The organism is Mesorhizobium sp. CO1-1-8, assembly GCF_020164875.1.
In the GTDB taxonomy this organism is placed as follows: domain Bacteria; phylum Pseudomonadota; class Alphaproteobacteria; order Rhizobiales; family Rhizobiaceae; genus Mesorhizobium.
This window is the reverse complement of record NZ_JAIUGZ010000005.1, coordinates 437,587-450,216: the sequence shown is the minus strand read 5'-3', so window position 1 is coordinate 450,216 and position 12,630 is coordinate 437,587. Positions and strand designations below refer to the sequence as shown.

Below are 12,630 nucleotides of genomic sequence, written 5' to 3'. Positions count from 1 at the left end.
TGGCGATATTGTCTGACAATACACATAAATTCCTGAGGATGTGGAGAGCAAAATGACGAAGCGGATCATGTTCACCGGCGGCAGCGGCAAGGCCGGACGCCATGTCGTCCAGTATCTGGTCGAGCAGGGTTGCCAGGTGCTCAACATCGACACCAGGCCGCTCGACAATCCCAAGGTGCGCACGCTGATCACCGACATCACCGACAGCGGGCAGGTGTTCAACGCACTGTCGAGCTATATGGGCCTGCATGAATTCGACCCCTCGCTGCGCCCGCAGCCGGTCGATGCGGTGGTGCATTTCGCCGCCATCCCGCGCATCATGATCACCACCGACAATGAGGTGTTCCGCATCAATGCGCTCGGCACGTACAATATCATCGAGGCGGCGGTGAAGCTCGGCATTCCCAAGGTTATCATCGCCTCGAGCGAGACGACCTATGGACTTGTGTTCGCCAACGAGCCGCGCGATCCCAAATATTTCCCGCTCGACGAGGAGTATGATGTCGACCCGATGGACAGCTATGCTTTGTCCAAGGTCGTCAACGAGAAGACGGCGCGCGCATTTGCGCAGCGCAATGGCACCGACATCTATGCCCTGCGCATCGGCAATGTCATCGAGCCGCACGAATATTCGCTGTTTCCGAAATGGTTCGCCGATCCGGGCTTCCGCAAGCGCATCGCCTGGAGCTATGTCGACGCGCGCGACCTTGGCCAGATCACGTTGCGCGCCGTAGAGAAGGACGGGCTCGGCTATCAGGTGTTCAACGCGGCCAATGACGACACATCATCCGACCTGCCGACTGCCGAACTCTTGAAGCGGTTCTACCCCGGCGTGCCGGTCAAGGCCGAACTCGGCGAATACGAGACGCTGCTGTCGAACCGCAAGGCGCGCGACGTACTGGGCTTCCGCCCGGAGCATAGCTGGCGCAAATACGTTAAGCAGGACTGATCCGCGAAGCAATCGAGGCTGATCTGTGCACAGCGGGCGGCTTTGCGGTGCAAGCCGCTTGCCGCGCTTGACAGCCTGCTTAATACGGACTTTCTGGAGCCCATGCGGGACGCGAAGCCGAACAAGGAAAAATCGTTGGGGAAAGCGGCCTCGGGGGACCGTCCGGGCGGCGTTCGCCGGGCGGACGCCGCGCGTATTCCAGGCTCCAGCGTCCACGCCTCGCTGGCCAGCGAAATCGGCCTCAGGATCGTGCGCGGCGACTATCCGCCCGGCACCATCCTGCCCAATGAAGCGAAATGGTCAGAGACCTTCAGCGTCAGCCGCTCGGCGGTGCGCGAGGCCATCAAGATGCTGATGGCCAAGAGCCTTTTGGCCTCACGTCCCAAGATCGGCAGCTGGGTCGAGCCGAAGGAACGCTGGAACCTGCTCGATCGCGATGTGCTTGCCTGGTACGCGACGTCGCCGGATCGCGAAGTGTTCCTTAAGACGGTGCAGGAATTCCGCCACATCATCGAGCCGGAAGCGACCGCGTTTGCAGCCATGCGAAGAACCGACGAGCAGATGGCCGGGATCAGCCTGGCCTGCCGTGAGATGGGAGAGGCGACGAGCCTGCAGGAGCGGACCCGCGCCGACACGCGCTTCCATCTTGCCATCCTGCGGGCTTCGGGCAACGACCTGCTGGTGCCGCTCGGCGTACTGATCGAATCCGCCTTCGATCATCTCTTTGCCTATACGACGCGGGAGATCGACGATCTCAACCACGCGCAGAAGCTGCACGAGGCGATCGAGAAGAACATCCGCCTGCAGCGCCCTGACGCGGCGCGCAATGCTGTGCGCAAACTGCTCGCCAACACAGACGGCGTCATCCGCGCCCGGTAGGGCCTGACCGGCCGGCGCTAATCGTCCTTGTCACGTCCGAAGGCGCTGCGCAGTTCGTCCTTGGCGTCCTCAAGCACTTTTTTGCGCGCGGCAGGCAAGTTCTTGCCGGCGCGGTTGATGTAAAAATTCAGCATCGACATGGCGGATTGAAAAGGCTCGGCCTTGCGCCTGTGGCTGTGTTCGGCGGATCGTTTCAGCGAGGCAGCGATCTTCCTGGCGTCGTCGGATTCGAAGACGTGATCCTCAAGATCCATCGCGTTGCTGTGCTCGGTCACCTCGGCCGACCATTTCCTGGTGGCGGTCATCGCAGGACTCCTTGCAGGGTGGGTTGCCGGGAAACTCCGCACATCGGCATCGGTTCCGCCCTGGCTCTGGAGCCACGGATTTGCCCGCTGTGGCGCTGCTGCGGCCTGAGAATGCGCCGATAGTGGCGCAAACGGCAGCCGTTTTTCCGAGACCGCCGACAGGAAACGCCTTGACCCGAACCGACAGTATCCAGCCCGGCCCCGGCATCGACAGCTCCTATGCCTGGATGCGGCTTGCCATCTCAATGCTGCTGGCGACGATCGGCGCCGTGGGCATGTGGGCTGTCGTCGTCGTGCTGCCCGCCGTGCAGGCCGAGTTCGGCGTCGACCGCGCCGCGGCGTCCATGCCTTACACTGCGACCATGGTCGGTTTCGCCGTCGGCAACGTGCTGGTCGGCCGCGCCATCGACCGGATGGGTTACTGGATCCCGGCGCTGCTCTCTTCGATTGCGCTTTCCGCCGGCCTGCTGCTCGCGGCGCTGTCGACCTCGATCCTGCAATTCACGCTTGCCCAAGGAGTGCTGATCGGTGTCGGCACGTCGGTGATCTTCGGGCCGCTGATCGCCGACATCTCGCACTGGTTCAACCGCCGTCGCGGTGTTGCGGTCACGGCGGCGGCGGCTGGCAACTATCTCGCCGGGGCGTTGTGGCCGACCATCATGCCAACAATGATGAAGGCGGAGGGCTGGCGCTTCACTTATGCGGCAATCGGCATCTTCTGCCTGGTGACAATGGTGCCGCTGGTGCTGATGCTGAGGCGCGGTGCCCCGGCGGCGGCCGTCGCGGGTTCGCCCGGAAGCCGGTCGGTGCAGCCGATCTCGCTGTCGCCGGCGGCCTTGCAGGTGCTGCTGGTCGTCGCCGGGCTCGGCTGCTGCGTGGCGATGTCGATGCCGCAAGTGCATATCGTCGCCTATTGCATGGACCTTGGCTACGGCGTCGCACATGGCGCCGACATGCTGTCGATCATGATGGCGGGCGGCGTCGTCAGCCGGCTGGCGTCCGGCTTCCTCGCCGACCGCATCGGCGCCGTGTGGACATTGATGATCGGCTCGGTGCTGCAGTGCCTGTCGCTGCTGTTCTACATCCCGTTCGACGGGCTAGCCTCGCTTTATGTGGTGTCGCTGGTGTTCGGCCTGTCGCAAGGCGGCATCGTGCCTTGCTACGCGATCATCGTGCGCGATTACATGCCGGCCAAGGAGGCCGGGCAGCGTATCGGCATCGTCATGATGGCGACAATTTTCGGCATGGCGATCGGCGGCTGGATGTCGGGCTGGATCTATGATTTGACCGGCTCCTATGCGGCTGCCTTCCTGAACGGCATCGCCTGGAATCTACTGAACATTCTGGCGATCGGGCTGCTGTTCTGGAGGGCACGGCGCAGCACCGCCGCGATGGCCTGAAGGAAGTCGGTGGTCTTCACACGCACGTAAGCCCGGCACGTGCCTTGGCTTGACAACCGGCGGGTGCCGCGCGACGCCAGAAGGCAAGTTGGGGCGGCAAAGGGCCGGTGAGATGGCGACAGCAATAACGATCGTATCGCGACCGCGCCCTGCCGGCGGTATTTCCGAGCGAGCGGGGCCGTGATCAAGCCGCGCTCACGTCGGGGTGGCGGCCGCCCGACGATTGCAGATGTCGCGCGCAAGGCCGGTGTCGGCGCCATCACCGTGTCGCGCGCCCTGCGCGAGCCGGAGCGTGTGTCCGAAGAGCTGCGCCGCCAGATCCAGGCCGCGGTCGACGAACTCGGTTACGTGCCGGACCCGAATGCGCGGGCGCTGGCCTCGGCGCGCGCCGAAGTGTTCGGCGTGCTGGTGCCGTCGCTTACCAACAACGTCTTCGCCGAGGTGGTGCGCGGCATCTATGACAGCCTGTCGGCCAGCCCGTTCCGCATCCAGCTTGGCAACACCCACTATTCCGGCCTCGAGGAAGAGCGGCTGCTGCAGGTGTTCGGTTCGCAACGGCCAGCCGCGCTGATCGTCGCTGGCATCGACCAGACGCCGACCTCGCGAAAACTGCTGGAGAACGCCGGCTGCCCGGTGGTGCAGGTGATGGAAACCGGTCTCGATCCGGTCGACATGATGGTCGGCTTCTCGCATCTCGATGGCGGCAGGGCGGCGACCGAGCATCTGATCGAGGCCGGCTATCGCCGCATCGGCTTCATCGGCGCGCGCATGGACCCGCGTTCGCAGCGGCGCCTGGCCGGCTATCGCGCGGCGATGGAGGCCGCGGGCTTGTTCGACCCACGCCTCGTCACCACCACGCCGGTGCTGTCCAGCGTGTCGCTTGGCCGCGAGATGTTCCGCGACGCGCTGGCCAAGGTGCCGACACTCGACGGCGTCTTCTGCAACAATGACGATATCGCGCTCGGCGTCTTGTTCGAATGCCATCGCGCCTCGATCGCGGTGCCGAAGACGATCGGCATCGTCGGTTTCAACGATCTCGACATGATGCAGGTGGCGTTTCCTTCAGTCACCAGCATCCGCACCCATCGTTATGAGATCGGCCGGCGTGCCGTTGCCATGGCGCTGGCGGCGATTGCCGGCAACAGACCGGAGCAACGGATCGTCGACCTCGGTTTCGAGCTCAAGCGCCGCGAGAGCACGGCGCGTTGAAACGCACAGAGGCGACTGTGCGAATGCCGGTTTACAGGCCAATTTGGTAGCGCTACCATTTCCTCCAGGCAGGTGCATGAACGATAGGTCGTACCTGTTTATTATACATAAGCGACAACTAATCCTTGTTTATTATGGATAATATGATAGTTTTCGCCCCGCTGGCGGCGACAAGGGAGGAACCGGGTCGGCCACCACGGGCGGCCAAGGAAGCGCATGGCGAGGCGGGAGGTGCCGGTCCATCGCGCGAAAAATTCGCATTGCGAAACGACAATCAGAACTGCAATCGGGAGGATTATCGATGATCAAGTCACTTGTTGGTGGCGTCGTTGCCGCCACTGCATTCGTCATGCTCAATTCGGCCGCCATGGCCGCCGGACCCGAAATCGTGTCGGGTCCTGCCGCTCAGGCGGACTGTTTCGCGCCGTGGAGCGCGGAGACCAAATTCTTCAAATATCCCAAGAAGGAAGGGCCGTTCCGCATCGCCTTCGCCAATGGTTATATCGCCAACACCTGGCGCATCCAGATGGTGCAGACGGCCAAGGCCTACGCCGCACAACCTGAAGTCAAAGCCAAGATCAAGGAATTCAAGGTCGTCTCGACGGGCGAGGACGTGCCGGCACAGATCTCAGCGATCAACAATTTCATCGATTCCGGCTATGATGCCATCGTCACCGACGCCCAGAACCCGACGGCCTTCGGTCCGGTCATCAAGCGCGCCAAGGAAGCGGGCATCGTTCTGGTCGCCTTCGACAACATTCTCGACACCAAGGACGCCATCAACGTCAATGTCGATCAGAAGGGCCTTGGCGAATTGTGGGCAAAGTGGCTGGTAGCCAAGATATCGAACGGCGGCAAGATCCTGGAAGTGCGCGGCGTCGCCGGCACCTCCGTCGACACCGATCGTCACAACGGCATCCACGAGGTCTTCGATGCATCCGGCAAGAAGTGGGACGTGACCGAAGTCGCCGGCAAATGGGATGACGGCGTGGCACAGAAAGTGACCGCGGATGCGATCGCCACCAACGGTCCGTTCGACGGCATCACCGGGCAGGGCGGCGACACCGGCATCGTGCAGGCGATGATCGACGCCAAGCATCCGTTCGTGCCGTTTGGCGGAGAGACCGAGAACGGCTTCCGCAAGTTCTGCGCCGCGCATTCGGCCGACGGGCTGAAGTGCTCGTCCGCAGGCTCGGGTCCGGCTCAGGTCGCCGTCGCCATCAAGACCGCGATCGCCGCACTCGAAGGGGAGGTGGTGCCACAAGAGGTGAAGCTGCCGCTGGCGATCGCCGAAGACCCGAACTTGAAGGAAGGCACGGATTACTTCCCCAAGGAATCCGATAATTTCTTCGTCGGCAATTCCTTCCCGACCTGCGGCATCAATTTCAGCGCCCAGGAAATCATGGGTCAGACCAAGGAAAACCAGTAAATCAGCACAGGCTGTCACCTGGCGCCGCGGCTTGAGCCGCGGCGCTTGTCTCAATTACACAATCGCCCTGGGAGGGCCGATGGACGGTGCGGCTCCGCTCTTTCGGATGGAAGGCATATCCAAGCGCTATGGCGGTGTACGCGCGCTGGAGAAGGCCGAGCTTGTTGTCGAAGCCGGTAGCATCCACGCCATTCTCGGCGAAAACGGCGCCGGCAAGTCGACGCTGATCAAGGTCATGGCAGGTGTCGTGGCGCCCGATGAGGGTCGCATGACGCTGGACGGGCGCGAGGCGACCTTCGCTTCTCCGGGTGCCGCCAACAAGGCCGGCATCGTCTGCATCTTCCAGGAACTGTCGCTGGTCCCCGAGCTCAGCGTTGCCGACAACATCGTCATTTCCGACCCGCCCAAACGCTTCGGCATGATCGACCGCAAGGCGCAGCGCCGCATCGCCGAAGAAGCACTTGCTCGTGCCGGCGCCGCCGACATCCACCCGCTGGCGCTGGTCAAGGACCTGCCATTGTCCCGCCGGCAGATGGTCGAGATCGCCAAGGCATTGGCACGTAAGCCGCGCATCCTCATCCTCGACGAAGCGACCTCCGCGCTGACCGCCGCGGATGTCTCGAAGATCTTCGCGGTGCTCAAGCGGCTGCGCTCGGAAGGGCTGGCGCTGCTTTACATCTCGCACCGCATGAACGAGATCGCCGAACTGGCGGATCAGTGCACGGTGTTCCGCAACGGCCGCAATGTCGCCAGCTATCCGGCCGGCTCGAAGAGCGACAATGAGGTGGTCGAACTGATGATCGGCCGCGAATACAGCCATATCTTTCCGCCCAAGCCGGCGGCCGTGCCCGCCACCGCGGCCCCCAGGCTCGAGGCCCGCAAGCTCTCATGGGCCGACCGGCTGCACGACATCTCGCTGACCGTCAGGGCAGGCGAGGTGGTCGGCCTCGGTGGTCTCGACGGCCAGGGCCAGCGCGAATTGTTGCTCGCCTTCTTCGGCGTGCTGCGCGGCCTCAGCGGCCAGATCCTGATCGACGGCAAGCCTGTGTCGATCACCAGTCCATCCGTTGCGCGCGACGACGGCATCGGCATGGCGCTCATTCCCGAGGACCGCAAGACCGAAGGTCTGATGCTGCCGATGACGGTGCGCGAGAACCTGTCTTTCGCGGCGCTCGACCGGCTGTCGAAAGCCGGCATCATCGACCGCGCCGCCGAGCAGCGGCTGATCGACGACATGGTCGGCCTCTTGGCGATCAAGACGGCGGGCCTCGACATCCCGGTCGGCGCGCTGTCGGGCGGCAACCAGCAGAAAGTGGTCATCGCCAAATGGCTGATGCGCCAGCCGCGCATCATCCTGCTCAACGATCCGACGCGCGGCATCGACGTCGGCACCAAGCAGGAACTGTACCAGCTGATGCGCAAACTGGCCGACGCGGGTGCGGCGATCCTGTTCTACTCGACTGACTATGACGAGCTGATCGGCTGCTGCGACCGTGTGCTGGTCCTCTATGACGGGGCGGTCAAGCGCGAGCTGGTCGGTGCCGAGATCACCGAACGGGCGCTGATATCAAGCGCGCTCAACATCCACGGCGAGGACAGCCCGGTGGGCCTGGGAGCAAGCGCGTGAAAGATTGGCACATGAAGGATTGGCGCTACTGGCTGGCCGAGCAGCGCGGAACGCTGCTGGCGTTCGGCATCTTCATCGTCATGTTCGTCATCTACACCTCGAACCATCCGGCCGGCTTCACCGCCAATGTGGTGCAGACGGCGGCAAACAAAGGCGTGCTGCTCGCCTTCGTCGCCATGGCGCAGACGCTGGTGGTGATCACGGCCGGCATCGACCTGTCCGTCGGCATGATCTTCCTTTTGACCAACTGCCTGGCCTCTTGGCTGGTGGTCGGCACGCCGATGCAGACGACGCTCGGCGTCATCGCCGTGCTGGCGGTGGGGCTGCTGTGCGGCGCCATCAATGGCGCCATCGTCATCTATGGCCGGCTACAGCCGATTGTCGCCACCATTGCCACAGGCGCCGTCTATTACGGCATCGGCCTGTTGCTGCGGCCATTTCCGGGCGGCTCGGTCAATGAGGATCTGGCCGATGCGCTGACCGGCCGTGTGTTCGGCGTGGTGCCGGCAAGTATCGTCGTGCTGCTGGCCATCGTGCTGGTGATCTGGGTGCCGTTCAGCCGCTCGGTGCTCGGCCGCGCCGCTTACGCGGCAGGCTCATCGGAGACGGCGGCCTATATGTCGGGTGTGCCGATCCGGCGCGGCAAGTTCGCTGCCTACACGCTGGCTGGCCTGCTGGCGGCGATCGGCGGACTGTTCCTGACCTTCTTCACCTATACGGGTGAGGCGGCCTATGCCAGCGGCAACTCCTACACGCTGTTTTCGATCGCCGCCGTGGTGCTCGGCGGTGTCTCGCTGTTCGGCGGCAAGGGCAGCGCCATCGGCGCCATCTTCGGCGCGCTGGCTTTCCGTACGATCGGCGACCTGTTGTTCGTCTTCGATTTCGATCCGCTCTGGCAGCCGCTGTTTCAGGGCGTTATCCTGCTGGTCGCCGTCAGCCTCGGCGCCTTCACCCTGTTTCGGATCCGCAACCGGCTGGAGTGGTTCCTGTGAGCGAAACGACGCTTGGCGGCATTGCCGGCCGCATGCCCAGATTCATCCGCCGCGCCGACCCGGCGGTGCTGACGGCCTTTGCCTGCATCGTACTTTTGCTGTTCCTGGGCAGCCTCTATTCCAGAAGCTTCCTGTCGCCTGAATATCTTCTGCAGCAGCTCAAGGTGGCTTCATTCCTCGGGGTCATCGCGACCGGCATGATGTTGGTCATCCTGCTCGGCCAGATCGACCTGTCGGTGCCTTGGGCGGTGGCGGCGGGCGCCATGATGGCCTGCGCTGCAGCGGCGTACGGCCCGGTCGGCGTGGCGTTGGCCATCCCGTTCGGCATCGTCTGCGGCATGCTGATCGGCATCGTAAACGGCATCGGCGTCGCCTATCTGCGCATCCCCTCGATGATCATCACGTTGGCCACCAACGCTGTCGCGCAAGGGCTGATGGTGGTCTACACCGGCGGCTTCTCGCCGCAGGATTCGGCAACGGGCGCGATGCGCTATCTGGCGACCGGCTTCGCCATTCCGGGAGTGCCCAACGCGGTCATCATCTGGGCGCTGATCGGGGCCGCGATGGTGTTCGTGCTGACGCGGACCAGCTTCGGCCGCACCGTTTACGGCATCGGCAACCGCGAGCGCGCGGCCTATCTCTCCGGCATCGATACAAGGCGCGTGGTGATGATCGCCTTCGCCGTCTCCGGCGGGCTCTCGGCTTTCGGCGGCGTGCTTCTGGCTGGCTATGCCTCCAAGGCGGCCCAGTCGATGGGTGACGCTTATCTGCTGCCGTCGATCGCCGCGGTGGTGCTTGGCGGCACCTCGATCCTGGGCGGGCGCGGCTCCTATCTCGGCACTGTCGCCGGTGTCATCCTCATCACGCTGCTGCAATCCATCCTGTCGGTCATGCAGATGCCGGAGGCCGGGCGGCAGATCATCTACGGTGTCGTCATCGTCGCCATGCTGCTGCTCTACGGCCGCGCGCCGGCAAGCCGCTGACAGTGGACGAAAAGGCAGCACAAGCGCCAACGGGCGCTCCCGGCTCGGTGCCTCCGGCCATCGTGGTGATGGGCGTCGCCGGCTGCGGCAAGTCGGCAGTGGGTATTGCACTGGCGGCCGCGCTGGGCGTTATCTTTATCGAGGGCGACAGGCTGCACCCGCCGGAAAATGTCGCACGCATGGCAAGCGGCGAGCCGCTCACCGATCAACTGCGCGAAGGCTGGCTCAACGCGATCGGCGAACGCGTCGCGGCGTCGGTGGGGCAGGGACAAGGGGTGGTTGCCGCCTGCTCGGCTCTGAAGCGCAGCTACCGCGACCGGCTGAGCGGCTTCTGCCCAGGGCTCGTCTTCCTCTATCTGGAGATCGACCCAGCCACGGCCAGGCACCGCGTCGGCAACCGCAAGGGCCACTTCATGCCGGCGAGCCTGGTCGACAGCCAGTTCGCCATCCTCGAGCCGCCGGCTGCGGAAGAGCGCGCCTTGACACTTGATGCCACACGCCCGGTCGGTGAGATCGTCGCTGCCGCGGTCCGCCTGATACGCCGGTCATGAGCCTTCATCCATTCCGATGCCGGTGCTGTCCTGGGCCTCGGTCAGCCGCTGCCGGCGGGACCACGTCAGCATCTGCTCGGGGTAGAGCCTCAGCGCTTCCAGCAGGCGGTCGCGCTTGAGCAGGATGTAGTGCGCCTGCACAGTCATGTTCTTGGCGCCATCCCTGGCCATGTCCGTTGCCGGGGTGACAGATGCCTCCGGCGTCAGTTCGGGGCTGAGCACGGCCCTGTATTCGACGAAGGGAACCACTTCGAAGGTCGACATGGCAAACAGGGCGGTTCTGCCCCTGGCGGCAAAATTCGCCGGCGCCGAGGCCAGATGCGTCCAGCCGCTTTCGCCCATGGCTGCCTCGGTGAAGGTCGTGCCGGCATGGACGGTATTGGTCATCGTCACCACGCCATTCTGCTTCAGGATTTTCTGGATGCGGATGGTGACCTGATAGGCGTCGTCGCGATCAAAGACGACCCGGCTTTTCAGGAACCGGTTTTCGACATTGATCAGCGGCGGGTTGAGGAAACGCAAGCCAAACGCCGATTCGGAAATACCGTGGGTGTTGACGCTCACCTGATGCGCTTCGATACCGGCCTCGTACAAGGCGCGCTTGCCGATGATGGTCTGGGCGGTGAACTGATCGCACCAGAGGATGGCGCCGTGGCCGCGCTGCAAGGCCGACCGCAGCCCCTCCAGCCCCTCCAGCCCCTCCAACCGGATCGTCGGCGACCAGCGGCCGGCCACCAGATGTGCGGCGAGCTGCAAGCGGCGGCGGTGGCGCGCCGCCAGCAATCCCTCGAACAGCTTGCGTGCATCGATACCCTCCCCAAGCACCGCGCGTGTGGCGGCAGCGAAGGCCGGGAATTCCTTGCGCATATGGCGCTTGAGGCGAAACCTTGATATGCGGCCGCAGATCGGCGCCCACCAGCGCACCGGCAGTGCCGCTGCCACCAGGAGATAGAAGACGGACAGCAGGCCTTCGCGGAGATCCTTGTTGGAAAAGCGGCGAAGCCGGCCGGGGTGAACCAGCTTGCGGCTGAAGAAGCGCACGTCCTCCGCCCGTTCCGGAACGAAGACGTCGGCGATGACTTCAGTGCGGAAACTGGCTGCCGATGGCAGCTTGCGGGCGGCCTTGCGGGATTTTGCTAACCACCACAGCCTCATCGGTCCAGCCCGTTCTTCGAACCCCGCTTTACTGCGTCGGGTTGGGCCGTGCAAGGTCATGTCCGCGCTCGAACTGGCGTCGGCGACGCCGGACCGCCGGTCGGCAGACCTGACCTCAGAAACGTTGATTCCGAGGGCCGGACGAAGATATTCGTGTCGCTATTCCATATATGGCGTCAGCACATCTTCGATCCATTTCATGAACGCGCGGACTCGGCGCGATAGATTGCTCCGATGTGCGACGACGAGGGACACGGCGAGCGCCCGGCGACGAAAATCGGGTATGATCTCGACAAGCGCTCCACTCTCTAAGTATCGGCCAATGCCCAAGAGTGGCGCCTGGATCAGGCCAAGGCCGGCGAGGGCCGCGGCTTCGTAGGTCTGCGCGCTGTTGACGTGTAGAGCACCTGGCAACTGAAGCGTCGCGTAGCTGTCGCCGTCCGGATATTCCCATCCATAAGGTTTCGCCCCCAGCATCGTCGAAAAATGAATTGTCCTATGTTCCTGACGCTGGAGATCTTCCAGCGATCGAGGCACGCCATAGCGCGCCAGATAGGCGGGACTGGCAGCGTTGGCCATGCGCAACAGGCCCAACGGGCGGGCAATCAGGGTCTCGTCCCGAATGGGCCCAAGCCGCAATACACAATCGAACCCCTCTTGAACCAGATCGACTTGCCGATCGGTACTCGACACCTCCAGCTCCAATTCGGGGTGCGCCGCCATGAAATCCGGCAAGGCCGGCACGATCGTTGTGCGCGCCACTTCGGTCGGAAGGTCGACCCGCAAACGCCCGCGAAGTGCCACGCGGTCGCCTGCGAACATCGAGTGCAGATCATCGACTTCAGCAAGCAGATCGCGGGCACGGGCATGAAATGCGCGTCCGTCCTCCGTCAACCGCACGCTGCGCGTCGTCCGGTGCAGAAGCCTGACACCCACAACTTCTTCCAGCTTCCGGACCGCCGTTGAGGCTCTCCCCTTTTGGATGCCCAGGCTATCGGCCGCGCGGGTGAAGCTCCCCATTTCCGCTACCGTTGTGAAAATGAGGATGGGTTCGAGATTCTGCATTTTCGTGGCCCGGTATTGTTTCCCGAAAAGAGAACAGTTGGTTCATTTCCTGGGTGTTTATCACACCTGGGAGGCACAGTAAGCTT

At 63.7% G+C, this 12,630-nt stretch carries 12 protein-coding genes; 9 read left to right on the top strand and 3 right to left on the bottom strand.

Annotated elements, in window-relative coordinates:
- Nucleotides 1–52: 52 nt before the first annotated feature.
- Both LB558_RS13670 and LB558_RS13665 read left to right on the top strand, forming a co-directional pair.
- A complete protein-coding gene (locus LB558_RS13670; RefSeq protein WP_224698015.1) occupies nt 53–949 on the top strand; it encodes an NAD-dependent epimerase/dehydratase family protein in 897 nt (298 codons plus the stop codon).
- 102 nt (nt 950–1,051) lie between these two features.
- Nucleotides 1,052–1,828, top strand: coding sequence for a FadR/GntR family transcriptional regulator (locus LB558_RS13665; RefSeq protein ID WP_224698014.1), 777 nt, complete (start codon nt 1,052–1,054; stop codon nt 1,826–1,828).
- A 17-nt stretch (nt 1,829–1,845) separates the two neighbouring features.
- Here the strand turns inward: LB558_RS13665 and LB558_RS13660 are convergent, their stop codons facing one another.
- Nucleotides 1,846–2,133: a DUF3175 domain-containing protein gene (locus LB558_RS13660; protein WP_224698013.1), complete on the bottom strand. Its 288-nt coding sequence runs from the start codon at nt 2,131–2,133 to the stop codon at nt 1,846–1,848.
- Nucleotides 2,134–2,303: 170 nt separating this feature from the next.
- Here LB558_RS13660 and LB558_RS13655 point away from each other — a divergent pair, with 170 nt between their 5' ends.
- From LB558_RS13655 to LB558_RS13625, 7 genes are all read left to right on the top strand, one after another.
- Nucleotides 2,304–3,533 (top strand): MFS transporter, encoded by a 1,230-nt coding sequence (locus LB558_RS13655; protein WP_224698012.1) that lies wholly within the window; start codon nt 2,304–2,306, stop codon nt 3,531–3,533.
- 180 nt (nt 3,534–3,713) lie between these two features.
- Nucleotides 3,714–4,742, top strand: coding sequence for a LacI family DNA-binding transcriptional regulator (locus LB558_RS13650; protein ID WP_224698011.1), 1,029 nt, complete (start codon nt 3,714–3,716; stop codon nt 4,740–4,742).
- Between the two features lie 301 nt (nt 4,743–5,043).
- A complete protein-coding gene (locus LB558_RS13645; RefSeq protein ID WP_224698010.1) occupies nt 5,044–6,171 on the top strand; it encodes a sugar ABC transporter substrate-binding protein in 1,128 nt (375 codons plus the stop codon).
- A gap of 79 nt (nt 6,172–6,250) precedes the next feature.
- Nucleotides 6,251–7,798, top strand: a complete 1,548-nt coding sequence (locus LB558_RS13640; RefSeq protein ID WP_224698009.1) for a sugar ABC transporter ATP-binding protein — start codon at nt 6,251–6,253, stop codon at nt 7,796–7,798.
- An 11-nt stretch (nt 7,799–7,809) separates the two neighbouring features.
- Nucleotides 7,810–8,790 (top strand): ABC transporter permease, encoded by a 981-nt coding sequence (locus LB558_RS13635; RefSeq protein ID WP_224698042.1) that lies wholly within the window; start codon nt 7,810–7,812, stop codon nt 8,788–8,790.
- Nucleotides 8,787–9,773, top strand: coding sequence for an ABC transporter permease (locus tag LB558_RS13630; RefSeq protein ID WP_224698008.1), 987 nt, complete (start codon nt 8,787–8,789; stop codon nt 9,771–9,773). The genes LB558_RS13635 and LB558_RS13630 overlap by 4 nt, the downstream gene beginning before the upstream one ends.
- A gap of 2 nt (nt 9,774–9,775) precedes the next feature.
- On the top strand, nt 9,776–10,324 hold the full coding sequence (locus LB558_RS13625) for a gluconokinase (protein ID WP_224698007.1): 549 nt from the start codon (nt 9,776–9,778) through the stop codon (nt 10,322–10,324).
- On the opposite strand, the gene LB558_RS13620 is transcribed toward LB558_RS13625, so the two are convergent.
- Both LB558_RS13620 and LB558_RS13615 read right to left on the bottom strand, forming a co-directional pair.
- Nucleotides 10,319–11,479 (bottom strand): hypothetical protein, encoded by a 1,161-nt coding sequence (locus LB558_RS13620; RefSeq protein WP_224698006.1) that lies wholly within the window; start codon nt 11,477–11,479, stop codon nt 10,319–10,321. The genes LB558_RS13625 and LB558_RS13620 overlap by 6 nt on opposite strands.
- A 159-nt stretch (nt 11,480–11,638) precedes the next feature.
- Nucleotides 11,639–12,544, bottom strand: a complete 906-nt coding sequence (locus LB558_RS13615; RefSeq protein WP_224698005.1) for a LysR family transcriptional regulator — start codon at nt 12,542–12,544, stop codon at nt 11,639–11,641.
- Nucleotides 12,545–12,630 lie beyond the last annotated feature (86 nt).